The following is a 25,269-nucleotide window of genomic DNA, read 5'->3' as shown; positions in this document are numbered from 1 at the left end:
ATGTCCCCCACCTCCCCCGGCCCGGGAGGCGACCCGGACCGCAGAGGAGATCATGCCGCACCCACGACACCCAGCCGAATTAAGCAGCAGAGTCTCCGCCGGCGCATTCCGAGGCGCGCGACGGCGGGGTGAGGCGATCGTCGAAGCCCACGCGGGCCGGGGTACGCCGCCGGTGCCGGGCGGTCCCACCTACGGAGGCCCGCATCCGGGCACCCGGCCGGCGGCCCACGAGCGGCTGTGCGGCCACGCCGGGCGCCGACCGGGCCGTTCGCCGCCCGGCGCTCACCACCCTCGCGCCGCGCCCCGGCGATCGCGCGCGCGGCGCCGACCGCCCGACCGCGAGGCTCCGCGGTCGCGGCCCGGGTCGCCGCGGCGCCGGGCGGCCGAACCCGCCGCCCGGCCGGGCGCGCCGGCCGCGGAGACCAGAAAGACCAGCGTGGCGGCGATCGCGACCTGCAGGAGCAGGGTCACCGGGGCACCGGCGTCGATCGCCGCGGCCACCACCAGCCCGAGGGCCGCGCCGAGCAGACCCAGCAGGATGGTCATCACACAGCCGATGGGGGCACGCCGGGACCGGGGAACGACGGCCCGCCCCAGCAACCCTATGATCACGCCAGTAATCAGAGCGCTGATGATGCCGGTCAGAGCGTCCACGGGCCGATTCTGCCGGCTGGGGACGATCGACGACCACGAGCGACCCGGCTCGGGTGACGAGGTGCGGGAAATGGCGACCACCAATCGGCAAACTATCCCCATGGGACAGTTTCCGGCCGGTCTACCCGAGAGCCTCGCCGCGGAAGTTGACTCGCTGGGCGAGGAGATCATGGCGGCGATCGCCCGCGAGGTGCCCGCCTACGCCCGCCCGTTGGAGGGCCGGTTCGGTCGCGGCGTGCGCCGCGGGGTCGCCGAGGCCCTGCACCGCTTCCTCACCGTGGTCGAGGCCGGCCCGCACTGCGCCCCGGACCTCGCCGCCAGCCGCGAGGTGTACGTCCGGCTCGGCCGGGGCGAGGTCCACTCCGGGCGGTCGCTGGACAACCTCCTCAGCGCCTACCGAGTCGGCGCCCGGGTGTCCTGGCGGCGCTTCGGGGAGGCCGCGGTGCGCCACGGCGGCGTCGACGCGGCGGGCCTGGTGTCCCTGGCCGAGATGATGTTCGCCTACATCGACGGGATCTCCGCGGCCTCCGCCGAGGGCTACGCCGCCGAGCAGTTCGCGGCGGGCGGCGAGCGGGAGCGGCTACTCGACCGCATCGGCGAGATGCTGCTCACCGGCGCTCCCGCGGACGCCGTCGCCCAGGTCGCCGACGCGGCCAGCGTGCGGCTGCCCCGCCGGCTGGCCGCGGTCCTGATCCCGGCCCGGCCCGATCCGCAGCCGGCGGCCGGGCGCGAGCCGACCGCGTCCGTCCCGGCGGGGCTCCTGGTGACTGGGCCCGTCCCGGCCGAATTCGTCCCAGCCGGATCCGTTGCGGGTGGGTTCGGTTCGGGCGGGTTCGTCACAGCCGGACTTGTCCCTGGCGGATCCGTCCCAGCCGGATCCGTCCCGGGTGGTTTCGTCCCGGGCGGGTTCATCCCGGCGGTGCCCGCCCGGGCCGAGTCCGCGCCGGCGGCGCCCGCGCTCGGCCGCGCCGAGCCGTTCATGCTGCCCGCGGACTGCCCACGGGCCGTGCAGGGCCAGGACACCTGGCTGTTCGTGGGCTCGGCGGAACGCGGTCCGGCGCGGGCGGCCCTGGCGAAGCGGCTGGCGGGCCTGGCCGCGGTGGTGGGACCGGCGGTGCCCTGGGGCCAGGCCAAGGCGAGCGCCGCCCGGGCCCGCTTCGCCCGCGACGCCCGCAGCGCCGGCCGGCTCGCCGCCGCGGGCGCCGCCGACCCGCTGTTCACCGACGAGCACCTCAGCGCGCTGGTGCTCGCCCGCGACCCGGGTCTCGTGACGGATCTGGCGACCCGGCTGCTCGCTCCCCTCGACGGCCTGCCGAGCCGGACCCGGGAACGGCTGGCCGAGACCCTGCTGCACTGGCTGTCGCTGCGGGGGCAGCGCGGGCTGATCGCCGAACGGCTGCACATCCACCCGCAGACCGTCCGGTACCGGGTCAACCAGCTCCGCGAACTGTTCGGGCCGTGCCTGGAGGATCCCGACGTCCGCTTTGACCTGGAGCTGGTGCTGCGCGCCGGCGCCACCGCCACCCGCGTCGAATCGACGCCCGGTCCGAGCGGTGGAGCCGGTTCGAACGGTGGGGCCGGGGCGGGCGGCGCAGGCCGGACGGGTGGTCCGGACGATGGGGACGGGCTGGCCGAGCCGAGCCGGTCGGACCCCTCGGCGGGCGCCACGGCCAGGCGCTGACACCGGGCGCGCACTGCCGGCGGCGAGGCCCGGCGCCACCGCGCTCCCGCGCCCGGCGCCACCGCGCCGCCAGGGGAGTCCGGGACCGTCCGATCCGGTACGGTCCAGGCGTGCGGCTGGGCTCCTTCAACGTGATGCACGGCCTGTCCCTCCCCGACGGGCGGGTCGAACCGCACCGTTTCGCCGCCGCCGTCGCCGGGCTGGGCGCGGACGTGCTCGGTCTGCAGGAGGTCGATCTCGACCAGCCTCGATCCGGCGGGATCGACCTGGCCGCCGAGGCGGCGGCGGCGGTCGGTGCCGCCGATGGGAACTGGCGGTTCGCCCCGACCGTATTCGGTACGCCGGGGGCCGGCTGGCGGCCCGCGCAGGGAGCCCGCGGCTCCGGCGAGCCGGCGTACGGCATCGCACTGATCAGCCTGCTGCCGGTCCACGAGTGGCGGGTGATCGGCCTCGGCCGGGCCCCTGTCCGCTCCCCCATCGCGATTCCGGGTGGCCCGAAAGGACCGGGACGCCTCATCCTGCTGGACGACGAGCCGCGGGTCGCCCTCGCCGCCCGGATCGACGCGCCCGGCGGACCGCTCACCGTCGTCACCACGCATCTGTCGTTCGTGCCGGGGTGGAACGCGCTGCAGTTGCTGCGGCTGTCCCGGCGCCTCGCCGACCTCGACGGTCCCCTGATCGTGCTCGGGGATCTCAATCTGCCGGGACGCCTGCCGGCGGCGCTGACCCGCTGGCGACGGCTGGCGGTCACCCCGACCTATCCCGCGCACGCCCCCCGCGTCCAGCTCGATCACGTGCTGGCCCGCGGGCCGGTGGGCGACGTCACCGCCGTCCTGTGCCGGCGCGCGGAGATCTCCGATCACCGGGCCCTGCTCGTCGATCTGAGCGACCAGCCGGTCTGACTCGGCCCGCTGCGATCGCGCCGACGGTTGACCTTGCCCCATGGGCAGGCCGAAGCATGGCCGCAGCCGGGCGCCGTGCCCGGTACGAGGAAGGCCCTGGGCCGAGGAAGGCCCTGGGCCGAGGAAGGCCCTGGGCCGAGGAAGGCCCTGGGCCGAGGAGGCGGTAGCGATGGCTCTGCTGACGATCGGGGAGTTCGCCCGGCTGAGCCGATTGTCCCCGAAGGCGCTTCGGCTCTACGACGAGCTCGGGTTGCTCCGTCCGCGGCAGGTCGACGCAGTGACGGGCTACCGCCGCTACGCGCCGGAGCAGCTCGAACAGGCCCGGCTGGTGGCCTGGTTGCGCCGGCTCGGGATGCCGCTCGCGCGCATCCGGCGGGTCCACGAACTCGACGGGCCCGCCGCGGCCCGCGAGGTGGGCGTGTTCTGGGCCGAGACCGAGGCCGACACCGCCGCCCGCCGCGACCTGGCCGCCGTCCTCGTCGAACACCTGTCTCGAAGGGCTGTCGACATGTCCGACCCGCACCCGTTCACCCCGACCGCAGCCACAACCGCGACCCCCGCACCCGCCACACCCGCATCCGCCGCTCTTCCCGGCGCCCTGCTGACACTGCGACACGCCGCGTTGACGGACCGGGGCCTCGTCCGGCCGAGCAACCAGGATGCGGTGCACGCCGGCTCCACCGTGCTCGCCGTCGCGGACGGCTTCGGTGCCGGCGGCGCCGCGGCCGGTGCGGCAGCCGTCGACGCCGTGGCCCGACTGGAGGCCACCCCCGTGCCGCCCGGGGAGCTGCTCGGCTTCCTCGCCGACGCGGTCGCGCGGGCGAACCGGGCCGTCCGGGAGCTTGTCGGCCCCGGCCCCGGCCCCGACGCCGTCCCCGGCCCCAGCCCCAGCCCCGATGCCGACGCCGACGCGGCAGCGCACGCGGTCGGGACGACGCTGACCGCCCTGCTGTGGACCGGCTCGGCCCTGGCGCTCGTCCACATCGGCGACTCGCGGGCCTACCTGCTGCGCGGCGGTGAGCTGCGGCAGATCACCCACGACCACACGTTCGTCCGGTCGATGGTCGAGGACGGGCGCCTTCGCCCGGAGGAGGCGGCGACCCACCCGCAGCGGCTGCTCCTGCTGCGCGCGCTGGACGGCAGCGCGGCGACCTTCCCCGACATCGGGCTGCGCGAGGTGCGCCGTGGCGACCGTTACCTGCTGTGCTCCGACGGACTGTCCGGTGCGGTGCCGGCGGCGGAGGTGCGCCGGGTGCTGGTGACGGCGACCGAGCCGGAGCAGGCGGTCCGCGAGCTCGTCGCCCTGGCGAACGGCTCCGGCGGCGCGGACAACGTCAGTTGCGTGGTGGCCGACGTCATCCCGACCGGCGAGGGCGCCGAGGCCGCGTCCGCGGGCAGGGCGCGCGCCTATCCGTGATCGGGGGCGACGAGCAGCGCAGCGAGTTCGTCCTCGGTGACCAGGGGCGGACGGACGACGGCCCCGGTGCGGACATAGAGGAAGGCGGCGTCGACGGCGCTCGGGTCGACGCCGCGCAACCGGGCCCAGGCCAGCCGGTAGACGGCGAGCTGGAGGTCGTCGGCGGGCGACTGGCCGGTCTTCCAGTCGACAACCTCCCATCGGCCGCCGCCGAGGTCGTAGACGGCGTCGATGCGGCCGCGCACGATCCGCCCGGCGAGAGGGAGCTCGAAGGCCTCCTCGATCGCGGCGGGCCGGCGCGAGCCGTACGGGGTCCGCAGGAACGCCTCCTGCAGCGAGCGCAGGTCGTCGTCGGTGAGCTCGGCGTCCTGAGCACCGGGCAGGTCCTCGGCGTCGATCAGCGCCCGGTGGTCGAACAGTTCCTCCACCCAGGCGTGGAAGCGACTGCCGCGGCGGGCCGCCGCGACCGGCTGACGCGGCAGCGGGCGGACGAGCTCCCGGGCGAACGCCGCCGGATCGGCCTGAAGCCGGACGATCTCGGACGCGGTGAGGTTCGCCGGCATCGGTACGTCGAGCTGCGGGACGCGGGCGGCCCGCTCCTCGGCGAGCAGCAGCTCCGACTCGCGGTCGAGCTCGGCCAGCAGCGCCCGCTCGGCCGCGGTGAGCCCGGGCGGCTCGGCGCCGGCCGAGTCCGCCGGGTCCGCCGGGTCCGCCGGGACGCCCGCCCCGAGCGGGGGCGGGGTGAGCGCCGCGGCGAGCCGGGCGAGGACGTCGCGGGCCGCCTCGACGCGGCGGGCGAACGGCTCGGGTTCGTAGGGGATCGGCCAGGCGAACTGGCGTGGGATGGCCAGCGCCGGGTTCGACTTCTCCTCGGGCCGCGGGGCCCAGGCGTCGACCCGCCCGCCGCCGCCGCGGGCGTGCTCGGCGAGCTCCGTCAGGAAGACCGACGCTCCGCGCGGGCGCTTCTGCGCCGGCCCCCACCAGTGCCCGCTGGCGAACAGCAGCGACTTCGCCCGGGTCACCGCGACGTAGGCGAGCCGGCGCTCTTCCCGCTCGGCGTAGGCGCGGACCTCGGCCGTGAAGGCGTCGAGGTCCGCCTTCTGGTCGGAGACCTCGAAGGCGGGCAGGTCCGCGGCGTCGCCGCGCAGCGGCACGGGCAGCACGCCGGGCGAGGTCGTCCACTGATCCCGGACGGTGACGTCGGGGAAGACCCGCTCGCTGAGGTTCGGCACGGCGACGACCTCCCATTCCAGGCCCTTGGAGCGGTGCATCGTCATCAGGGCGATCGCGTCCGCCCCGGACGGGCCGGTGACGTCGAGGCCCCGCTCGTGCTCCCGGGCAGCCCGCAGGAAGCCGAGGAAGGCGTGCAGGGAGGTCGTCCCATCCGGGTCGGTGAAGTCGGCGGCGACGTCGAGGAAGGCCGCGACGTTCTCCTGGCGGCGGGCGCGCACGGCCGCCTCGGTGGCGGTGAGCTCCACGTCCAGCCCGATCGTGGCGACGACGCGGTGCAGCAGGTCGAGCAGGCCCTCGCCGACGTGGGCGCGCAGCTCGGCGATCTCGGCGGCCAGCCGGCGCACCCGCAGACGGCCCTCGGCGGACATCTCCGGGCCGGGATCGTCGAGGACGTCGGAGAGGGCGACCACGTCCGCCGGGTCGACGTCGGCCACCGCGGCGGCCAGCGGATCGGCCCGCCCCGGCGGGTCGGGCTCGACGTCGGCGGGCGGCGAGCCGGCGGCTGCGGCGTCGCCGGGGCGGGCAGCGGGCACTCCTTGGGCGCGGCTCAGGTCGGCGGCGGGCTGGGCATGGGCGCCCGGCGCGGGGGGGCGGACGACCTCGCGGGCGTGGCGGCCGAGCGCGGCGAGGTCGCGGGCGCCGAGGCGCACCCGCGGGCCGGTGAGCAGGCGGACGAGCGCGGCGTTCGCCGTGGGCGCGTCGAGGACCTCCAGCACCGCCACGATCTCGGCGACCTCCGGCACGGTGAGCAGGCCGGTCAGCCCGACGACCTCGACCGGCAGCCCGACGGCCTGCAACGCGGTCAGCAGCGGCGGGATGTCCCCGCGGGCTCGGACGAGGACGGCGATGTCGCCGGGACCGGTGCCCGCGTCGACCACCGCGCGCAGCCGGCCGGCGATCCAGGCCACCTCGTCGGCCCAGCTCGCGTGCAGGGCCACGACCGTCTCGCCACGGTCGGCGACGTCTGCCCGCGGGCGCAGCTCGACGACCCGGTGGCGCGCGCGCAACTGGGCCGCCACCGTGTTGGCGAGGTCGAGCAGCCGGCCACCGCTGCGCTGGTTCACCGACAGCTCGTAGACGCCGGCCGGCCGGCCGTCGGCACGCGGGAAGTGGGTCGGGAAGTGGTCGAGGTTCGCCACCGACGCCCCACGCCAGCCGTAGATCGCCTGGCACGGGTCGCCGACGGCGGTGACCGGGTGGCCGCCGCCGAACAGGCCGGTGAGCATGCGGCGCTGGGCCACCGAGGTGTCCTGGTACTCGTCGAGCAGGACGACGGCGGCCCGGGCCCGCTCGGCGCGGCCGACCTCCGGCATCGTCTCGGCGAGGCGGGCCGCGTAGGTGACCTGGTCGCCGAAGTCCAGCACGTCCCGCTCGCGGCGGGCGGCCCGGTAGTCGGCCACGAGCGCGGCGAGCTCCGAGCGCCCCCGGGCGGCGGCCGCGAACCGGCGCAGCCGCTCCTGTACGCCCTTGGTGCCCCGCCGACCGCCGGCGGCGTCCAAGGCGGCCAGCACCTCCTCGAGGAAGGCGGTGTCGAACGCGACGAGCTTCGCCGGGTCGATGAGGTGCTCGCTCATCTCCGCGTCGAGCGCGACCAGCTCGCCGACGACGGCGCCCAGCGACCGGGTCAGCGCCTGCACCGGGCCGCCGTAGGCGCGGGCCACCCGCGCGGCGAGCTGGTAGCGCGCCGCCCCGGACAGCAGCTGGATGTCCGGTTCGAGGCCGAGGCGCAGCGCGTTGTCGACGACGAGTCGCCCGGCGAAGGCGTGGTAGGTGGCGACGGTGGGCTCGCCGTCCACCTCGGCGTCGCCAGCCGATCCGGGCGCGCCCGACCAGCCGCCGGGGTCGGCGGCGCCCGCCTTGCGCAGCGCCAGGCGCACCCGGCCGGCCAGTTCCCCGGCCGCCTTGGTGGTGAAGGTCAACCCGAGCACCTGCTCCGCGCGCACCTGGCGGGTCGCGACGAGCCAGACCACCCGGGCCGCCATCACCGAGGTCTTCCCGGAGCCGGCGCCGGCGACGATCACTCCCGGCTCCAGGGGGGCGGTCGCGGCGGCGATCTGCTCGTCGGTGTACGGGACCTCGAGCAGATCGCGCAGGTCCGCCGGGTCGAGCCGGGGACCGGCGGGAGTGCCGTCGGCGTCGCCGCCGGGATCGCCGCCGAACCCGGGCAGGAACGGCTGCCGGGACGCCGTCCCGCCGGCTCCCAGGTGGCCCCGGCCACCCGGTGGACGAGGATGACCGGATCCGGCCGCGTTCACTCGATCACCTGCCGTCCCTCGGGTCGAGCGGGGCAGCTCGTCTGGAACGTGCACATCGTGCAGTGCTCGCCCGGGGTCGGCCGGAACGCCTCCGCGTCGATGGTGCGCACCGCCTCACCGAGGACATCGTCCATCCAGGTGGGTCCCTCGGCGGGCAGCGCCTCCTGCGCCTGGACCTCGGGCGGGCCGGGCGCCTCGCCGGGCAGGCGGGGCCCGACGCCGGCGCCCCCGGCGTCGCGGCGAAGCTGGACGAGCTCGGCGCCGCCGGGCACCGCGGGATCCGCCACGGCCGGATCGACAGCGGCCGGATCGACAGCGCCGGGGCGACCGGCAGCGGGACTGGCCGCGGCGATCGCCGCATCGAGGGCGCCAGTCCGCACGGCGAGCTGGTAGCTGCCGAGCTGGGGGTGGGTGGCGAGCTCGGCGCGGCCGGGCGCGCTGCGGCCGGTCTTGAAGTCGATGACGTGCACCCGGCCGGCGTCGTCGAGCTCCAGCCGGTCGATGAATCCGCGCAGCATCACCTCGCGCCCCGCGACCTGGAGCCGGCAGGTGAACCGGACCTCCGCGTCGATGACCCGGCGCCCGCGCTCGCCGGCGTGCCAGGCCAGGAAACGGGCCAGCGCCTCCCGGGCGGCGGCCCGCTCCTGGTCGCTGCGCCAGCGGGCCTCGTAGTCGAGATGCCGCCAGACGGTGTCGAGCCGGGCGTCGAGGGCGGCGAGGTCCGCCGGGGTGCGCCCGGTGGTGACCTCGTCGGCGAGGGCGTGCACCACCTTGCCGAAGCCCTGCGCGGTGGAGGCGACGGTGACCGCGTGCGCCTCGTGCTCCAGGAACCACCGCAACGAGCAGGTGCCGATGCTCGACAGTGACGAACCGGACAGCCGCAGGGGCGCGCCCGGCGCGACGACCGGCACGTCGGAGTCGGTCACGTCGAGCAGACCCCACCAGGTGGTCGGGTGCGCGGCGGGGACGAGCGGGCGGTGGGCATCGTCGCGGGCGGCGGCGAGGGCGGCGAGGCGGCGGCGGGCGGCGGCGCGCAGGGCCGGGCTGGACGTCGGCTCGGTCGCCAGCCGGCGCAGCGTCGCGACGAGGCCGACGAGGGTCAACGGCCGGGTCGGGCGGCCGGGGACGTTCTCGACGGCGACCCCGAGCTCGTCGAGCAGCCGGCTGGGCAGGCTGCCGTCGTCGTCCGGGCTGTTGACGGCGGTGACCAGCAGGCGCCGCCGGGCCCGGGTGAGCGCGACGTAGAACAGTCGGCGCTCGTCGGCGAGCAGATCCTGGCGAGTCAGCGGCGGGCGCAGGCCACCGCGGGCGGGCGCGTCGAGCTGTTCCGCACCGAGCAGCGAATGCCGCTCCCGCAGGTCCGGCCAGATCCCGTCCTGGACCCCGCAGACGGCGACGACGTCCCACTCCAGGCCCTTGGCGCGGTGCGCGGTCAGCAGCCGCACGCCGCGGCGGCGGGCGTCCTCCCCCACCGGCGCGATGGCGTCGGCGGCGATCTGCTGGCGGCCCAGCTCGTCGACCAGCGAGGCGGCGCCGGTGCCGCGCCGCTGGGCGAGGCGGGCGACGGCGTCGAACAGGGCCACCACCGCGTCGAGGTCGCGGTCGGCCGCGCGCCCCGCCGCCCCGCCGGCCGCCGACGCCGCCACCAGCTCCTGCTGCCAGCCGCTGGCGGACCACAGCGCCCACAGCGCCTGCTCGGGCGAGCCGGCCGGCTCCCGCAGCGCCCGGCGGGCCACCACGAGCAGGTCGCCGACCCGGCGGGCGGGCCGGGCGACCGGGTCGGCGACGCGCACCAGCCAGCGGTCCGGCTCGGCGACGGCCTCGCGGACCAGCTCGGCCGACGCGGCGGGCTGCCCGGCGCCGGCATCGCGATCGAAGGCACGCAGCGCGCGGCCCAGCTCGCGCAGGCCCGCCGGGTCCGCCCCGCCGAGCGGGGAGGTGAGCAGGGTACGGGCGGCATCGACGGTGAGCGCCCCGGTGGGATCGTCCGCACAGCGCAACGCCAGCAGCAGCAGCGCCGCGGCCGGTTCCTGCGCGACGGGCAGGTCGTCGCCGTCGACGCTGACCGGCACGCCCGCGGCGGTCAGCACCCGGCGCAGCCGGGCGATCCGGTCCGCGGTGCGGACGAGGACCGCCATCGCGGGCCAGGGGGTGGCGTTCTCCAGGTGCTCGCGGCGCAGCAGGTCGGCGACGGCCTCCGCCTCCGCGCCGGCACTCTGGTAGGTCCGGGCCTGGACCCGGCCCGCGCCGAGATCGGTGCGCCCGATCAGGTCGCGGTGCGCCCGGATCTCGGCCACCGGGAGCCCGGCGGCCGGGATCCGCCGGGCCACGTGCCGGCTCGCCTGCAGCGGGGCGGGCGCCATCCGCCGACCGGTGCGCAGCGCGACGATCGGCGCGCCGGCGCCGCGTCCCGGCGCGCCGAATCGCTGGGGGAAGTCGAGCAGGCCGGCGACCTCCGCCCCCCGGAAGGCATAGATGGACTGGTCGGGATCGCCGAACACGACCAGGTCACGCCCGCCACCGGCGACCGCGCGCAGCAGCCGCTCCTGCGCCGGGTCGGTGTCCTGGTACTCGTCGACGAAGACGTGCTGGTAGCGGGCGCGCAGCGCCTCACCCGCCTCGGCGCCCTCGGCGACGACGACGGCCCGGTGCACCAGGTCGGCGTAGTCGAGCGCGCCTTCGAAGCCGAACACGTCGAGGTACATCTGGTAGAACTCGGCGAGGGCGGCCCAGTCCGGCCGGTCGGTGCGCCGGGCGAGCTGGGCCAGGCCCACGGGCTCCAGACCGACCTCGCGGGCCCGCGCCAGCAGTGCCCGCACCTCCTCGGTGAAGCCGCGGGTGCCCAGGGCGCGGGCGAGCTGCGGCGGCCAGACGGGATGGCCGTCCTCACGCGAGCCCTCGATGAGCTCCCGAAGCCGGCTGTCCCGCTCCGGGCCCGACAGCAGCCGGAACCCCCCCTGCGGCGCCGGCCGATCGTGCGCTCGCAGCAGCGCCAGGCACCAGGCGTGGAAGGTCCACACCCCCGGGCCGCCCCCGCCACCGGCCTCGGCGCCACCGGAGCCACCGGGGCCCAACCGGGCGGTGATCCGCTCGCGCAGCTCGCCCGCGGCCCGGCGGCTGAAGGTGAGGACCAGGATCGACCGCGGGTCCNCCCCGGCCTCGATCCGGGCGGCGACCGCCTCTACCAGCGTGGCCGTCTTGCCCGTTCCGGGGCCGGCGAGCACCAGCAGCGGGCCGCCCGGGTGCTCGATGACCCGGCGCTGCGCCGCGTCGGCGACGAACGGGCGCGGCGGCGCGACCGGCGTCGGGACGAGCCGGTGGCCGGCGGGCGCGGCGGGGGCAGGTGCGGCAACCACCCCGACAGCACACCATGCGGGTCCGACAGCCTCGCAGCGGCTCCCGACCATGCCACGCCGCGCGGGGGTGGGCCGGGGTGAGGTCGCGTGCACGGGCGGGCCGGCGCGTGGCACTGTCATCGGTCATGACCGAATTAAGCGGGAAGGTCGCTCTTGTGACCGGGGCGGGATCCGGCATCGGCGCCGCCTGCGCCCGCCGGCTGGCGAGCGCGGGCGCCCAGGTTGTCGTCACGGATCGCCACCCGGACGGCGTCAAGGAGGTGGCGGCGCAGATCGAACGGGACGGCGGGGCGGCGATCGCGCTGGAAGCCGACGTCACCGATCCGGACGCGCTCGAACGGGCGGTGCAGGCCGCCGTCGGCACCTTCGGGCGACTCGATCTGGCGGTGAACAACGCCGGCGTCACCGCCGGGCGCGAGCCGGTCGGGACCACTCCCGCCGAGGACTGGCAGCGGGTGCTCGACGTCAACCTGTCCGGGGTCTTCTACAGCATGCGCGCCGAGATCACGGCGATGCTGCACGGCGGCGACGGCGGCTCGATCGTCAACATGGCCTCGGTGTTCGGCACGGTCGGCTTCGCCGGGTCCGCGCCGTACGTCGCCGCGAAGCACGGCGTGATCGGGCTGACCAAGACCGCGGCCCTGGAGTACGCGACGCGGCGGATCCGGGTCAACGCGGTCGCGCCCGGCTTCATCGACACGCCGCTGCTGCACGTCGACGGGCGCCGCCAGCGCGGCGCGGCGCTGCTGGCGCCGATCAACCGGCTCGGCACCGCCGAGGAGGTCGCCGAGGTGGCTGTGTTCCTACTGTCCGACCGGGCGTCGCTGGTGACCGGCAGCGTCTATCTCGCCGACGGCGGCCTGTCCGCCCGCTGATCAGCGGCCGGGCGGCCGTCCCAGCGGGCGGCGGCGAGGTCGACCCGCTCGCCGTCGGCCGACAGCGGGGTGCGGTCGGCGGCGAGCCGGCGCAGCGCCTCGGCCGGCGCGGCCGGATTCGGTTCGCCGCTCGCCCGGATGACCCGGTGCCACGGCAGGTCGTCGTCCGCGTAGCGGGAGAGCGCCGCGCCGACGGTCCGGCCGGTGCCCGCACCGACGTACTCGGCGACGTCGCCGTACGTCATCACCTTGCCCGGGGGGATCCGGGCGACCGCGTCGAGCACCTCGACCGCGTGCGGGCTCGGCTCGGCCCCGCCGAGGCGGAGCCGAGTGCCGAGCCCGGCGGACAGGCTTGCCGGCGGCGCGTCGCGCCGGGCGCGGGGCCGGCTCATCACGACCGGCGATGCTCGGGCCACGACAACCTGGCCGGCCCTGCGAATCCGGCCATCCCCGCGGGCCGGCCCACGCCGGTGACGGACCAGCCCACGACTCAGTAGACCGGCAGGGACTTGTCGACCTGGGTGGCCCAGGCCGTCACGCCGCCCTGGACGTGCACGGCCGAGGAGAACCCGGCGCCCTTGAGCGTCGCGAGCGCCTCGGCGGAGCGCACCCCGGACTTGCAGTAGACGACCACGCGCCGGTCCTGGGGCAGCTCGGCCAGGTGGGCCGGCAGGTCGCCCTTCGGGATCAGCCGGGCGCCGGGGATCCGGACGATCTCCCACTCGGCCGGCTCGCGGACGTCGACCAGCTCGATCGGCTCGCCGCCGTCCAGCCAGCCCTTGAGCTCGCTCGCGGTGATCGTGGAGCCGGCGGCCGCGAGCTGGGCCTCCTCGGAGACGACGCCACAGAACGCCTCGTAGTCGATCAGCTCGGTGATCGTCGGGTTCTTCCCGCAGAGCGGGCATTCCGGATCCTTGCGGACCTTGATCGACCGGTAGGTCATCTCGAGGGCGTCGTAGACCATCAGCCGGCCGACCAGCGGGTCGCCGATCCCGGTCAGCAGCTTGATCGCCTCGGTGGTCTGGATGGACGCGATCGACGCGCACAGCACGCCGAGCACGCCGCCCTCGGCGCAGGACGGGACCATCCCGGGGGGCGGGGGCTCCGGGTAGAGGCAGCGGTAACACGGACCGTGATCCGCCCAGAAGACGCTGGCCTGGCCGTCGAACCGGTAGATGGAGCCCCAGACGTACGGCTTGCCGAGCAGGACGGCCGCGTCGTTGACCAGGTACCGGGTGGCGAAGTTGTCGGTCCCGTCGACGATGAGGTCGTACTGGCTGAAGATCTCCATCACGTTGGAGGTGTCCAGCCGGGTCTCGTGCAGGACCACATTGACGTACGGGTTGATGTTCAGGACCGAGTCCCGCGCCGACTCGGCCTTCGACCGGCCGATGTCGGACTGGCCATGGATGATCTGGCGCTGCAGATTCGACTCGTCGACGGTGTCGAACTCCACGATGCCGAGCGTTCCGACGCCCGCGGCCGCCAGGTACATCAGGGTCGGCGAGCCGAGTCCGCCGGCGCCGACCGCCAGCACCCTGGCGTTCTTCAGCCGCTTCTGGCCGTCCATGGCGACATCCGGGATGATCAGATGCCTGGAGTACCGGCGAACCTCGTCGACGGTCAGGCCCTCGGCGGGGTCGACCAGGGGCGGAAGGGACACGCTTGCTCCTCGCGTTCGGTGTCGTTCTTCGACGATGCCACAACGGCGCGCGGCCTCGTCGGGAATGAGTCATCCCGCGCCGGATCCGCGTGCGCCCACCGCCGCTTCGGCCCGCGGACCTCGCCCGGAACGACTCCCTTCGGTGCAGCGTCCGGCACCCCCGGCGTGTTCCCCGGACCCCCCGGGGTACACCGACGATGACCTGATGACCACACCCCGTGGGGAGTTGAGTGCGGTGTCCTTCGTTGACAAGGTCAGGAACAAGGTGGACGAGCTGCGAGGACGGGGCAAGGAGACGGCCGGGAAGGCCACCGACAACCGTGACCTGCGGGCCGAGGGCAGGGGCGAGCGCGGAGTCGCCGACCTGCGCGACACCGGCGAGAAGGCCAAGGACACCTTCCGGCGCTAGCGCAGGGCCGCAGAAGTCCCCTTCGTCCCATCAGAAGCGCCCCTGCTGGCCCCGCAGAGGCCCACCCGGCAGAGGCCCACTCGGCCCGATCAGGCCGAGCGCCGGGTGGGCGCGGCGCCGCGTGGGGGCGTCGCCTTCGACTTCGCGGCCCCCTTGGCAGCCGCACCATCACCATGGGCGGACGCGCCCTTGACCGACGTGCTCCTGACCGACGTGCCCTTAACGGACGCGCCCCTGACGGCTGTGCCCTTGGACGGCGCCGCCTTGGCAGGCTGTGCCTTGGCAGGCGTGGCCTCAGCGGGGGAAGCCTTGGCTGGCGTGGCCTTGGCTGGCGCCGCCTTGGCTGCGGTGGCCTTGGCAGGCGTGGCCTCGACGGCCGTGGTCCTCGCCGACGCAGCCTTCGGCGCCGCGCTCCTCGCCCTCGGCGGGACCTTCTCCTCGGCAGGCTCGGCGGCGGAGGGCTCCTCGGCGCCGGCACCGTCCGGGTGGTCCCGGCGGGCCGCGGCGATACTCGCACGCAGCGTGGCCATCAGGTCCCCGACCGGCTCCTGCTGCGGGCTGGCGGGCGGGCTGACCACCGCACGGCCGGCGATCTTGGCGTCGATCACCGACTGCAGCGCCTCCCGGTACTGGTCGGTGAACCGGGTGGGGTCGAAGTCGGCGGCGAGGGTGGCGATCAGCGAGGCGGCCATCGCCAGCTCCTGCGGGCGCACCTCGACGTCCTCGTCCAGGAACGGGAAGTCCGGCTCGCGCACCTCGTCCGGCCAGATCATCGTCTCCAGGACGAAGACGCCGTCGCGCACCCGGAGCGTCGCGAGCTGCTCGCGCTGACGCAGAGCTATCTTCACCAGCGCGACGCGGCCCGATTCGGCGAGCGCGTCGCGCAACAGGACGTAGGGCTTCGCGCCGGTGCGGTCCGGTTCGATGTAGTAGCTCTTGGCGAAGTAGATCGGGTCGACCTGCTCCAGCGGGACGAACTCCAGCACGTCGATCGCCCGGGAGGTGGACAACGGCAGGTTCGCGAAGTCCTCGTCGGTGAGCACGACGGTCTGGCCGTCCGGCAGCTCGTAGCCCTTGGCGATGTCGGCGTAGTTGACCTCGTCCCCGTCGGCCTCCGCCACCCGGCGATACCGCACGCGGGAGCCATCCGAGCGCCTGACCTGGTGAAATGCGACATCCCGCTCCTGCGTCGCGGAGTAGAGCCGGACCGGGATCGACACCAGGCCGAAGGAGATCACACCCTTCCAGATCGAACGCATGTTCGCCCCTCACGTCGACTACCCACCATGGTGACCCACTGGACGCCCACGAGTAAGCCAGATGAGGGAAACGCCCGAAGTTATCAGCAGACGCGACCGTGGGCACGACGGATCGCCAGCGGGACACCGCGCGGCCGACGCCGGGTCGCCGCCGTCGGCACCGGCCGGAAGGGGTGAGGGGGGCGTGCCCGGGACAGTGGGTTCGGGCGGACATGCGCGACTGCTGGCGCCCCGAGGATCTGGCCTTCACCGCGGACGAGGTGCCGCGACGGGTCGCCGAGCACGGGGACCCGTTCGCCCCCTGCGCACGGACCCGTCCGGCGACGGACGATCGGCCCGACCGGGCGGGTCGGATGGTTCCGCGTGAGACCGCCCGATCCCGGGCACATCGCGGTCCGGACCCGGCCCGGGTTGCGGACCGAATCCGGCACCCGCCGCGGCGGGCCGCCACCCCGACGAGCGCAGGAGGACGTACCCATGGGAGTTCCCACCGATCTGCCGGCCTCCGGCCTTCCCCTGGAGGCGCCGGACGCCGACGCGGCCGAGCAGGCCCGGGAGGTCCGCCCGCCGACGGGCGCACCGCCGGTGCCCCCCGCGCCGCCGAGTGAGGCCGACGAGTTCGACGTCGTCGAGCAGAGCATCGTCGTCGAGACCGACGAGGACGACTACTACCGCTGACCCCGTACCGCTGACCCCGTACCGCTGACCCGCGGTCCAGCCTTCGCCACACCGGACGTCCGGCCGGCCCGCTGTGCGACAGTGGGCCGGCCTCGGGGCCCGGTGATCGCGTTCCGGTGCCGCCCGCCGCGTCGGTGTCCGCGGGTAGGGTTTGACCACATCGACCAGGAGGTGCGCCGGTGACCGCCGAGCCAGCCTCGCCCGGCACGCGCCCGGGACGCACTCCCCGGCTACCCCGCACCGCCCGCCGCTTCCAGCTCCTCGGAGCCGCCCGCGAGGTCTTCGTCGCCCAGGGCTACCACGCCGCCGCGATGGACGAGATCGCCGAGCGCGCGGGCGTCAGCAAGCCGGTGCTCTACCAGCACTTCCCGGGCAAGCTGGAGCTGTACCTCGCGCTGCTCGACGAGCACACCACCCAGCTCGTCACGAGCGTGCAGGAGGCGCTCGCGTCGACCACCGACAACCACGCGCGCATTGCGCGCTCGGTGCGCGCGTACTTCGACTTCGTCAACGACCCGTCGGGCGCCCACCAGCTCGTGCTGGAGTCCGACCTGCGCAGCGTGCCCGCGGTGCGCCAGCGCATCGAGACCGCGTTCGCCCAGTGCGTGCGTTCCATCGCGGCGACCATCGTCGCCGACACCGGGCTGACCCAGGACGAGGCCGACCTGCTCGCCGTCGGGCTGGTGGGGCTCGCCGAGACGGCCTCCCGGTGGTGGCTGGTCCGCGGCGGCACCGTGGCGAAGGAGCGGGCCATCGAGTCGATGGTGGAGCTGGCCTGGCGCGGCATCGGCGGGTACCCCCGCACTGACCCGCCCGACTCCAGGCCCGCGCACGAGGAGCCTCGGTCGGACCGGTGAGCGCCGGGTGTGCCGGGAGCGAACACGCCGTTCCCGTCCCGGTGGAGAAGTCCCGGAAGCCATAGTGTGGGCGGTGATCCAACCTCGGCGGCGGGTGTCCGCCGGCGGTAGGTCCGACGAAGGCGGAGGTCATCGGTGGAGGTCAAGATCGGCGTGCGGCAGGTCAGCCGGGAGCTGGTGCTGGAGAGCGACCAGTCGGCGGAGGCCCTCGCCGCGTTGGTGGGAGAGGCGGTCAAGGCCGACAACGGCGTGCTGACCCTCACCGACGACAAGGGTCGGCAGGTGGTGGTTCCGGTCGCGTCCCTGGCCTACGTGGAGATCGCCGCCGGCGGGCCGCGGCGCGTGGGTTTCGGCGGTTGATCGAAGCCTGATCGCGAGCTCGGCGTGCCGTGCGGCCTGTCCGCCCGGCACGCCCGGCGGGCGATCAGGCAGACAAGCTGTCAGGCAGACAGGCGTACTGTCAGGCGGACAGGCCCAGCGCCGCCATCCGGCGGCCGTGCGCGGCCATGAGGCGGTTGAAGATCGCCGCCAGCGCGTCCAGGTCGCCGACCCCGACCAGCAGGCCGGTCAGCGCGTCCCGGTCGACCCCCACCCGCTGCGCCTGGGTGAGCGCCTCGCCGACCAACCGGCGGGCCCACAGCGCAAGGCGGCCGGCGACCGTCGGGTTGGCCTCGATGGCCGCCCGCACCCGGTCGATCGCGAACGCGGCGTGGCCGGTGTCGTCGAGCACATTCAGCACAAGTTCCCGCGACGGCGAGGGCAGTCGCGTGGCGATCTCGCGGTAGAAGTCGGCCGCGATGTTGTCGCCCACGTATGCCTTGACCAGGCTCTCCAACCAGTCGGCCGGGGCGGTCGAGTTGTGGAACGCGGTCAGCGGGCCGATGAACGGCGCCATCGCGTGCTCGCGGTCGACGCCGAGCCGATCCAGTTCCCCGCAGATGGCCTGAAAGTGGGAGAACTCGGCGGCAGCCATGGCCGCGAGGGCGATCTTGTCACCGAGAGTCGGGGACATCCGCGCGTCGGTGGCCAGCCGCTCGAAGGCGGTCAGCTCGCCGTAGGCGAGCAGGCCCAGCAGGTCGACGGTCGCCTGGTCCGGCTGGCCCGCCAGGTCCGGCCCGGACGCGTCGGTCGGCGGGAAGGATGTCTGTGTCACAGGCGCGATTCTGGCACCTGCCGCCGTCGCTGTCGGCAAACCTCGGCCAAGGAGCCCCCACTCGGCGTACACACCAGCTATGCTAGGCCGTAGCCAGAGGTCGTTATGTCACCTCGGCTGTCGCGTAGCAGGCGTCGCCTCGTCACCTGTGCACCCAGAGTAGCCACCTATGGCGCCGGGGCACACGGACTTCGGGTCGCGGGCGCCGCGCGGCTCACCGCGAGCGGGTTCAGCGTAGACACCGCTCAGAGAAGACCAGGAGCGTCCCGCTGTCCGTCACAGCCGCAGCACCCTCGGATGATCTACCCACTTCCCAACCCCTGACCGACACGCCCGCAACGCCGGCCGCGCCCACCTTCGCCGACCTCGGGGTTCGCCCCGAGACGGTCGAGGCGCTGACCGAAGCAGGCATTGTGCACGCTTTCCCCATCCAGGAGCTGACGCTTCCGCTCGCCCTGGCCCGCAACGACATCATCGGTCAGGCCCGCACCGGCACCGGCAAGACCCTCGCCTTCGGCATCCCCGTCGTCCAGACGGTGCTGGCGGCGAAGGAGGGCGCCGACGGGCGGCCGCAGGCCCTCATCGTCGTGCCGACCCGGGAACTGTGCGTCCAGGTGACGTCCGACGTCACCCGCGCCGGCGCGGGCCGCGGCCTTCGGGTGTTGTCCGTGTACGGCGGGCGCGCCTACGAGCCGCAGCTCACCGCGCTGCGCGCCGGTGTCGACATCGTCGTCGGGACGCCGGGCCGGCTGCTCGACCTCGCCCGCCAGCGGGTGCTCGACCTCGCCGCCGTGCGCACGCTGGTGCTCGACGAGGCCGACGAGATGCTCGACCTTGGCTTCCTGCCCGACGTCGAGCGCATCATGGCGCAGCTCCCGACCAGCCGGCAGACCATGCTGTTCTCCGCGACCATGCCCGGCCCGGTCATCTCGCTGGCCCGCCGCTTCATGCAGCGGCCGGTGCATGTCCGCGCCGAGCAGCCGGACGAGACGCGCACGGTGCCGACCACGCACCAGCACGTCTTCCGCGCCCACGCGCTGGACAAGATGGAGGTGCTCGCCCGCGTCCTGCAGGCGGGTGGCCGCGGGCTCGCGATGGTGTTCGTGCGCACCCGCCGCACCGCGGACAAGGTCGCCGAAGACCTGGACAAGCGCGGGTTCGCCGCCGCCGCCGTGCACGGCGACCTCGGGCAGGGCCAGCGCGAGCAGGCGCTGCGCGCGTTCCGGGCCGGCAAGGTCGACGTCCTCGTCGCCACCGACGTTGCCGCCCGTGGCATCGACATCAGCGGCGTCACCCACGTGGTGAACTACCAGTGCCCCGAGGACGAGAACGTCTACCTGCACCGGATCGGCCGCACCGGCCGCGCCGGCGAGAGCGGCGTCGCCGTCACGTTCGTCGACTGGGACGACCTGCCCCGGTGGACGCTGGTGAACAAGGCGCTCGCGCTGCCGTTCGAGGGCCCGCTCGAGACCTACTCCACCTCGCCGCACCTGTACGAGGCGCTCGGCATCCCGACGGAGGCCAAGGGCACCCTCCCGCACGCCGCGCGCACCCGCGCCGGGCTCGACGCGGAGGACCTCGAGGACCTCGGCGAGTCCCGTCGTGGTGGGCGCCGCGGGGCGCGTTCCGGGCGTGAGACGCCCCAGGCGGACAACCCGCCGGTGCCGGCCCGCACCCGCACCCGTCGCCGCACCCGCGGTGGTGGCGCCGCAGCCGCCGCGACCGGCCTGACCATCGCCGCCGACGGTAGCGAGCAGGACGACCCGGCCGGCACGGCACCGGACCTGGACCTGGACGTCGTCATCTCCGACGACACCGACGACACCGACGACACCGCGCACGTCGTCTCGGCGCTGTCCTCGGAGGCGGGTGGCGAGCCGGTCCGCCGTCGCCGTCGCCGTCGCGGCAACCGTGGGCGCGGCTCCGGCACGGCCACCGAGCTCACGGAGGCCGACGGCGACGCGATCAGCTCGATCGGCGCGCTCGATGACGAGTCTCCGCGGGCCGAATCCGCCTGATCGGACGGACCGCCACCGCTCGTCCCCGTCCAAACGCCGGCCCGCGTGGCCCCCTGGCCCGGCGTTGGGACTCCCCCGCGGGAGCCGCTCAGCCCGCCGGCCGCAGATGCAGCCCGAGCCGCACCCAGCTCACCCGCCGGCAGGTCGGGCAGCGCAGCAACGAGGGATGCCGCGGGTGTACCAGCGGCAGGTGGACGCTGGGGGTGAGAGCCCGCAGCGCCTGCCACGCGCCGAGCAGGCTCGTCTGCCCGCAGCGGGAACACTCGACGCGCAGGCTCGTGTTCGGCGGGGTCGTCGGCCGCAGCCCGCTGTACAGCGCGCGCTTGCCGTGCGCGTCCCGTCCCACCGCCGGGCCCGACGGGGTTGGCGTCACCACCGGTGGTCGGGAACCGCGCGGGCGCAGCCGGTCGAACCCGGCGGAGGCGCGCTGCTGGGCGCGCGGCGACCGTGCCGGGCCGCTCGGCCCCGCACTCACCCCCGGGCTCCGTTGACCCCGACCGGTACCTGTCCGCCCCGAACCGCTTCGAGCGCCCCCGCTTCGAGCGGCGCCGCTTCGAGCGGCGCCGCTTCGAGCGCCCCCGCTTCGAGGCGCACCGGCTCGAGCGGCACCGCTTCGAGCGGCACCGGCTCAGGAGGCCCAGCCTCGATCGGCCCGGCCTTGATCGGCCCGGCCTTGAGCGGCCCGGTTCCGACCGCCTCGGCGATGGCCCGGGCATGCGCCCGATAGGCCTCGGCGCCCTTGGAACGCCGCGCCGTCGACAGGATCGACCGGCCTGTGCCCGGCGCCTCGGCGAACCGCACGGAGCGGGCGATCGGCGGCGTGAGCACGGCGATGTCGTACCGCGCGGAGACGTCGGCGAGCACGGCTCGGCAGTGCGCCGTCCGCCCGTCGAACAGGGTCGGCAGGACGCCGCGGACTCCGAGGCCCGGATTCGTCAGCCGCTGCACGTCGTGCACCGTGTCGAGGAGCTGGCCGACACCGCGGTGCGACAGCGTCTCGCACTGCAGCGGCACGATCACCTCGTCGGCGGCGGTGAGCCCGTTGATGGTGAGCACGCCCAGCGACGGTGGGCAGTCGACAAGCACGAAGTCGTAGGCGTCGATCACCTCGGCGAGGGCGAGCCGCAACGCGTGCTCGCGGCCGGTGCGCGACAGCAGCACCGCCTCGCAGCCGGCCAGCTCGATCGTCGCGGGCAGCAGGTCCATGCCGTCGGAGGTCCTGGTGATCACGATGCCCGCGGAGAGCCGACCGAGGAGCACGTCGTGCACGGACAGCTCGAGGGCGTCGGGATCCAGGCCGAGGGAGAAGGTCAGGCACGCCTGTGGGTCGAGATCCACCAGCAGGACCCGGTAACCCAGCTCGCTCAGCGCGGCGCCGAGGCTGGACACGGAGGTCGTCTTGGCGACGCCACCCTTCTGATTCGCTACCGCAAGTACGTGTGCCACACCGATCAGTGTGGATGCGTAATCGTGTGGTCACAACACTTGGCGTCCCGAAACCTCGACGCGCCTCGCCGCCCGCGCGCCAACCGCCACAGACCGGACGCCCGCCCGCCGAGCGCCGCCCAGGTGGGACGCGGACGTACCGTGGCCCTGCCACGGTGTGCGGACAGGCGCCGCCGGGTAGCGCAGCATCAGCGGTCCCTTCCCGCGATTTCCCTCCTCGATGACGGACGTGATGCGACGGTGACCATGCCCGCCGGGATCGGCGGCGCCGGGTGATCCAGGCGATCGTCTATCTCGCGATCGTCGTGGTGCTGATCGCCGCCAACGCGCTGTTCGTGGCGGCGGAGTTCGCCCTCGTCGCGGTCGAGCCGCATCAGGCGGAGCAGGCCGCCCGTGTCGGCGATCGGCGGTCCCAGGCCCTGTCGGCGGCCGTGCGCTCGCTGTCGTTCCAGCTCTCCGGCGCGCAGCTCGGCATCACGGTGACCTCGCTGGCCGTCGGCTACCTCGCCGAGCCGGCGCTGGCCGCCCTCATCCATCCGGCGCTGCACGCCGTCGGCCTGCCGGACACGCCAAGCTCGGTGCTCGCACTCGTCCTCGCCCTGTTCGTCGCGACCGTGAGCCAGATGGTCTTCGGCGAGCTGGTGCCGAAGAACTGGGCGATCAGCGAGCCGCTGCGGGTGGGCCGGGCCGTTTCCTGGCCGCAGGTCGGGTTCTCCCGGGTATGTGGTCCGCTCATCAGGCTGCTCAACGGGGTCGCCAATGCGATCCTGCGCGCCCTGGGGGTGGAGCCCCAGGACGAGATGCACGCCGGGCGGTCCCCCGCCGAGCTCGGCTCGATCGTGCGGGCCTCCGCCCGCCAGGGCACCCTGCCGACCACGACGGCCGCGCTGCTGCGGCGGTCGCTGCGCTTCGGTGACCGCCACGCCGCCGACGTGATGACCCCGCGGGTCCGGACCGTCTGGGCCGACGCCGACATGCACGTCGCCGATCTGCTTCAGGTGGCGCAGCAGTCCGGTCATTCCCGGTTCCCGGTGCGGGGACGGGCCGAGGGAGAGCGCGCCGACGGGGACCGGGCCGGGGATGTCGACGGCGTGGTCGGGGTCGTGCACGTCAAGGACGTCTTCAGGATCCCGGCCGCGCGCCGCGCCGCGGTGAGCGTGCGCGAGATCATGGTTCCGCCGCTGCTCGTGCCCGCCTCGCTGGGCTGCGACGCGCTGCTCTCCCGGCTGCGCCGGCACGGGCTGCAGCTCGCCGCCGTCATCGACGAGTACGGCGGGAACGCCGGGATCGTCACCCTGGAGGACCTCGTCGAGGAGCTGGTCGGCGAGGTGTCGGACGAGCACGACCTGCCGAGCACCCCCGGCGTGGTGCCCGACGGGCCGCGCTCCTGGCTGCTGTCCGGGCTACTGCGACCCGACGAGGCGGTCGACGCGACCGGCGTTCGGCTGCCCGACGGGCCGTACGAGACGATCGCCGGGCTGGTGCTCGCCCGCCTGGGCCATCTCGGCGCGGTCGGGGAGCAGGTGGAGGTCGACGGCGTCATCCTGACGGTCGTGGCGGTCGATCGGCACCGCATCGACCGGGTGCGGCTGTCCGCCCCGCCCCTGCGCGCGCCCGAGGCACGGCAGACGCCCGAGGCACGGCAGACCCGACAGACCCGGCGGTCCCAGGCGGAGCGCGGATCATGACCCTGCTCGCGATGCTCGCCGGGCTCGCGCTGATCGCCGGCAATGCGTTCTTCGTCGGCGCCGAGTTCGCCTTCGTCTCCGCGCGCCGCGACCGGTTGGAACCCATGGTCGAGGCCGGCGACAAGCGGGCCCGCTCGGTCATCGGCGCCCTGGAGCACCTCTCCCCACTGCTCGCCGCGACCCAGCTCGGCATCACGCTGTGCTCGCTGGCCCTCGGCGCCGTCGCCGAGCCAGCCGTCGCGCGGCTGCTGACGGATCTGCTCCACGCGCTCGCCGTCCCCGCGGCAGCGCAGCACGCGATCGCCTTCGCCGTCGCGCTGACCATCGTGTCCGCGCTGCACATGGTGCTCGGCGAGATCGTGCCGAAGAACCTGTCGATCGCCGGACCCGAACGGGCCCTGGTCTGGCTCGGGCCGCCCCTGATCGCCTTCGCCCGAGCCACCTCGCCGTTCGTGCTCCTGCTGAACACCTTCGCCAACCGGGTGCTGCGGCTGCTGCGGGTCGAACCCCGCGACGAGCTCGCCTCCGCCTACACCCCGCAGGAGCTGGCGGCCATCATCGCCGAGTCGAAGCAGGAGGGTCTGCTCGAACAGGCCGAGCACGAGCGGCTTACCAGCGCCCTGGAGCTGTCCGACCGGGACGCGGGCGCGGTGATGATCCCGCTTTCGCAGGCCGTGACGATCGCCTGGACGACCACCGCCCGCGAGCTGGAGGACGTTGTCGCCCGCACCGGCTACTCCCGGTTCCCGGTGCGGGTGCCCGACGCCGCGACCACCTCCGCCCCGGGCCGCGACGCCGGGTCCGGCTCCGGCCGGGGTGCCATCGGCGACGACATCGAGATCGCGGGGTTCCTGCACGCCAAGGACGTCCTCGGGATCCCGCCCGGGGACCTCGACACCCCACTGGCGCCGACGCGGCTGCACGAGATGGTGGAGCTGGCCACGGACACGCCCCTGGACCAGGTGCTGCGCCGCATGCAGCGTGCCGGCAGCCACCTGGGCCGGGTCGTCGACGCCGCGGGGACGACCGTCGGCGTCATCGCGATGGAGGACGTGGTCGAGCAGTTCGTCGGCGAGGTCACCGACGCCAGCCACCACGACTGAGCACGGGCCGGCCCCGGCGCGGCAGCCACCCCCGGCGCGGCAGTCAGAGCCGGGTTCAGTCGGAGCCGGGCGCCGCCGACTGCACCACCTCGAACGACCACAGCGTGGCCCCGGTCGCCGCGGGAGCTCCGGCCCCGCCGTGACCGCCGGCACCACCGGGACCGCCAGCACCACCGTGACCAGCGCCGCCGCCGTGCCCGGCCGGCGCGCCCTGCCCGGCCGGCGCGCCCGCGGCAGCCGCGGCCTCGGCGGCCGCCCGACGGTGGCCCTCCTCGAACGCCTGCGAGGACTGCCACTTCTGGAAGTCCTCCTCGCTACGCCAGCGGGTGTAGACGAGGTAGGTGTCCGTTCCCTCGATCGGGCGCAGCAGCTCGAACCACTCGAACCCGTCGGCCTGCTCGACCATCCCGGCCCGGCCGGCAAACCGCGATTCCAGGGCGGCCCGCATCTCGGCGGGCACGGTCAGCGCATTGATCTTGACGACGCTCATATCCTCACCGTAGTGCGAAGGCGCCCGCGCGGCGCCACTAGTAGGACATCGTTAGGTGACTCCGGATAGGTGTTGTGTGACGTTGGGTGTGTGGGTGAAGGGTCGTTGGCAGGTGGGGCAGGCGCCGGTCCA

General features: G+C 74.9%; 21 protein-coding genes and 1 pseudogene. 11 read left to right on the top strand and 11 right to left on the bottom strand.

Going from position 1 to position 25,269, the window contains the following annotated elements; translation table 11 throughout:
- Nucleotides 1-282: 282 nt before the first annotated feature.
- Nucleotides 283-654 (bottom strand): hypothetical protein, encoded by a 372-nt coding sequence (locus FF36_RS28570; RefSeq protein WP_044888310.1) that lies wholly within the window; start codon nt 652-654, stop codon nt 283-285.
- A 100-nt stretch (nt 655-754) separates the two neighbouring features.
- Here FF36_RS28570 and FF36_RS28565 point away from each other — a divergent pair, with 100 nt between their 5' ends.
- The 3 genes from FF36_RS28565 to FF36_RS28555 all read left to right on the top strand — a co-directional run bounded on the left by FF36_RS28565 (nt 755) and on the right by FF36_RS28555 (nt 4,654).
- Nucleotides 755-2,335, top strand: coding sequence for a helix-turn-helix domain-containing protein (locus FF36_RS28565; RefSeq protein ID WP_044888309.1), 1,581 nt, complete (start codon nt 755-757; stop codon nt 2,333-2,335).
- A gap of 110 nt (nt 2,336-2,445) precedes the next feature.
- Nucleotides 2,446-3,237 carry an endonuclease/exonuclease/phosphatase family protein gene (locus FF36_RS28560; protein WP_044888308.1) on the top strand — a complete coding sequence of 264 codons (792 nt, stop codon included), beginning with the start codon at nt 2,446-2,448 and terminating at the stop codon, nt 3,235-3,237.
- A 169-nt stretch (nt 3,238-3,406) separates the two neighbouring features.
- Entirely contained in the window at nt 3,407-4,654 is a 1,248-nt protein-coding gene (locus FF36_RS28555; RefSeq protein WP_044888307.1) for a MerR family transcriptional regulator, read from the top strand.
- Here the strand turns inward: FF36_RS28555 and FF36_RS28550 are convergent.
- The 3 genes and pseudogenes from FF36_RS28550 to FF36_RS39450 form a co-directional block, all read right to left on the bottom strand.
- On the bottom strand, nt 4,645-8,142 hold the full coding sequence (locus FF36_RS28550) for an ATP-dependent helicase (RefSeq protein ID WP_052681551.1): 3,498 nt from the start codon (nt 8,140-8,142) through the stop codon (nt 4,645-4,647). The genes FF36_RS28555 and FF36_RS28550 overlap by 10 nt on opposite strands.
- Nucleotides 8,139-11,292, bottom strand: a pseudogene (locus FF36_RS28545) (ATP-dependent helicase); the annotation flags it as partial. The gene FF36_RS28550 and the pseudogene FF36_RS28545, both read right to left, overlap by 4 nt.
- Before the next feature lies 1 nt (nt 11,293).
- On the bottom strand, nt 11,294-11,549 hold a 256-nt coding region (locus tag FF36_RS39450), incomplete at its 3' end, for a UvrD-helicase domain-containing protein (protein ID WP_242422960.1).
- A 104-nt stretch (nt 11,550-11,653) separates the two neighbouring features.
- Here FF36_RS39450 and FF36_RS28540 point away from each other — a divergent pair.
- Nucleotides 11,654-12,373, top strand: coding sequence for an SDR family NAD(P)-dependent oxidoreductase (locus FF36_RS28540; protein WP_236706085.1), 720 nt, complete (start codon nt 11,654-11,656; stop codon nt 12,371-12,373).
- Here the strand turns inward: FF36_RS28540 and FF36_RS28535 are convergent.
- Nucleotides 12,340-12,765: an MGMT family protein gene (locus FF36_RS28535; protein ID WP_044888304.1), complete on the bottom strand. Its 426-nt coding sequence runs from the start codon at nt 12,763-12,765 to the stop codon at nt 12,340-12,342. The two genes, FF36_RS28540 and FF36_RS28535, sit on opposite strands and share 34 nt — an antisense overlap.
- A 98-nt stretch (nt 12,766-12,863) precedes the next feature.
- The gene (gene moeZ, locus FF36_RS28530) at nt 12,864-14,036 is read right to left on the bottom strand and encodes an adenylyltransferase/sulfurtransferase MoeZ (protein ID WP_044888303.1); all 1,173 of its coding nucleotides are present in this window, start codon (nt 14,034-14,036) and stop codon (nt 12,864-12,866) included.
- Between the two features lie 205 nt (nt 14,037-14,241).
- Here moeZ and FF36_RS28525 point away from each other — a divergent pair, with 205 nt between their 5' ends.
- Nucleotides 14,242-14,445: a CsbD family protein gene (locus FF36_RS28525; RefSeq protein ID WP_044888312.1), complete on the top strand. Its 204-nt coding sequence runs from the start codon at nt 14,242-14,244 to the stop codon at nt 14,443-14,445.
- 89 nt (nt 14,446-14,534) lie between these two features.
- On the opposite strand, the gene ku is transcribed toward FF36_RS28525, so the two are convergent.
- Nucleotides 14,535-15,704: a non-homologous end joining protein Ku gene (ku, locus tag FF36_RS28520; RefSeq protein ID WP_044888302.1), complete on the bottom strand. Its 1,170-nt coding sequence runs from the start codon at nt 15,702-15,704 to the stop codon at nt 14,535-14,537.
- A gap of 477 nt (nt 15,705-16,181) precedes the next feature.
- On the opposite strand from ku, the gene FF36_RS28515 reads away from it, so the two are divergent.
- The 3 genes from FF36_RS28515 (at nt 16,182) to FF36_RS28505 (ending at nt 17,599) form a co-directional block, all read left to right on the top strand.
- Complete coding sequence (locus FF36_RS28515; RefSeq protein WP_044888301.1) at nt 16,182-16,382, top strand: hypothetical protein; 201 nt, start codon at nt 16,182-16,184, stop codon at nt 16,380-16,382.
- A gap of 179 nt (nt 16,383-16,561) precedes the next feature.
- The gene (locus FF36_RS28510) at nt 16,562-17,239 is read left to right on the top strand and encodes a TetR/AcrR family transcriptional regulator (protein WP_044888300.1); all 678 of its coding nucleotides are present in this window, start codon (nt 16,562-16,564) and stop codon (nt 17,237-17,239) included.
- A gap of 135 nt (nt 17,240-17,374) precedes the next feature.
- Complete coding sequence (locus FF36_RS28505; protein WP_044888299.1) at nt 17,375-17,599, top strand: DUF3107 domain-containing protein; 225 nt, start codon at nt 17,375-17,377, stop codon at nt 17,597-17,599.
- A 100-nt stretch (nt 17,600-17,699) separates the two neighbouring features.
- Here the strand turns inward: FF36_RS28505 and FF36_RS28500 are convergent, their stop codons facing one another.
- Nucleotides 17,700-18,392, bottom strand: a complete 693-nt coding sequence (locus FF36_RS28500; protein ID WP_044888298.1) for a ferritin-like fold-containing protein — start codon at nt 18,390-18,392, stop codon at nt 17,700-17,702.
- A 413-nt stretch (nt 18,393-18,805) separates the two neighbouring features.
- Between FF36_RS28500 and FF36_RS28495 the strand changes: the two genes are divergently transcribed.
- On the top strand, nt 18,806-20,410 hold the full coding sequence (locus FF36_RS28495) for a DEAD/DEAH box helicase (RefSeq protein ID WP_052681549.1): 1,605 nt from the start codon (nt 18,806-18,808) through the stop codon (nt 20,408-20,410).
- Nucleotides 20,411-20,498: 88 nt separating this feature from the next.
- Here FF36_RS28495 and FF36_RS28490 read toward each other — a convergent pair whose 3' ends face one another.
- Nucleotides 20,499-20,885: a hypothetical protein gene (locus FF36_RS28490; RefSeq protein WP_236706088.1), complete on the bottom strand. Its 387-nt coding sequence runs from the start codon at nt 20,883-20,885 to the stop codon at nt 20,499-20,501.
- The gene (locus FF36_RS28485) at nt 20,882-21,856 is read right to left on the bottom strand and encodes a ParA family protein (protein ID WP_044888296.1); all 975 of its coding nucleotides are present in this window, start codon (nt 21,854-21,856) and stop codon (nt 20,882-20,884) included. The genes FF36_RS28490 and FF36_RS28485 overlap by 4 nt, the downstream gene beginning before the upstream one ends.
- Nucleotides 21,857-22,128: 272 nt before the next feature.
- Between FF36_RS28485 and FF36_RS28480 the strand changes: the two genes are divergently transcribed.
- Nucleotides 22,129-23,544, top strand: a complete 1,416-nt coding sequence (locus FF36_RS28480) for a hemolysin family protein (protein ID WP_044888295.1) — start codon at nt 22,129-22,131, stop codon at nt 23,542-23,544.
- On the top strand, nt 23,541-24,647 hold the full coding sequence (locus tag FF36_RS28475) for a hemolysin family protein (protein WP_044888294.1): 1,107 nt from the start codon (nt 23,541-23,543) through the stop codon (nt 24,645-24,647). The genes FF36_RS28480 and FF36_RS28475 overlap by 4 nt, the downstream gene beginning before the upstream one ends.
- 55 nt (nt 24,648-24,702) lie before the next feature.
- Here the strand turns inward: FF36_RS28475 and FF36_RS28470 are convergent, their stop codons facing one another.
- Nucleotides 24,703-25,137, bottom strand: a complete 435-nt coding sequence (locus FF36_RS28470) for an antibiotic biosynthesis monooxygenase family protein (RefSeq protein WP_044888293.1) — start codon at nt 25,135-25,137, stop codon at nt 24,703-24,705.
- Between the last annotated feature and the right edge of the window lie 132 nt (nt 25,138-25,269).

The organism is Frankia torreyi (assembly GCF_000948395.1).
GTDB classification, from domain to species: Bacteria; Actinomycetota; Actinomycetes; order Frankiales; family Frankiaceae; genus Frankia; species Frankia torreyi.
This window is presented reverse-complemented; position numbering and strand designations above follow the sequence as displayed.

Bases quoted from the DNA above. Each gene is read 5' to 3' on its own strand.
- FF36_RS28475 (WP_044888294.1), top strand. From the start codon at position 23,541: ATGACCCTGCTCGCGATGCTCGCCGGGCTCGCGCTGATCGCCGGCAAT.
- FF36_RS28515 (WP_044888301.1), top strand. From the start codon at position 16,182: ATGGGAGTTCCCACCGATCTGCCGGCCTCCGGCCTTCCCCTGGAGGCG.
- FF36_RS28555 (WP_044888307.1), top strand. From the start codon at position 3,407: ATGGCTCTGCTGACGATCGGGGAGTTCGCCCGGCTGAGCCGATTGTCC.
- FF36_RS28535 (WP_044888304.1), bottom strand. From the start codon at position 12,765: ATGAGCCGGCCCCGCGCCCGGCGCGACGCGCCGCCGGCAAGCCTGTCC.
- FF36_RS28470 (WP_044888293.1), bottom strand. From the start codon at position 25,137: ATGAGCGTCGTCAAGATCAATGCGCTGACCGTGCCCGCCGAGATGCGG.
- FF36_RS28565 (WP_044888309.1), top strand. From the start codon at position 755: ATGGGACAGTTTCCGGCCGGTCTACCCGAGAGCCTCGCCGCGGAAGTT.
- FF36_RS28525 (WP_044888312.1), top strand. From the start codon at position 14,242: ATGACCACACCCCGTGGGGAGTTGAGTGCGGTGTCCTTCGTTGACAAG.
- ku (WP_044888302.1), bottom strand. From the start codon at position 15,704: ATGCGTTCGATCTGGAAGGGTGTGATCTCCTTCGGCCTGGTGTCGATC.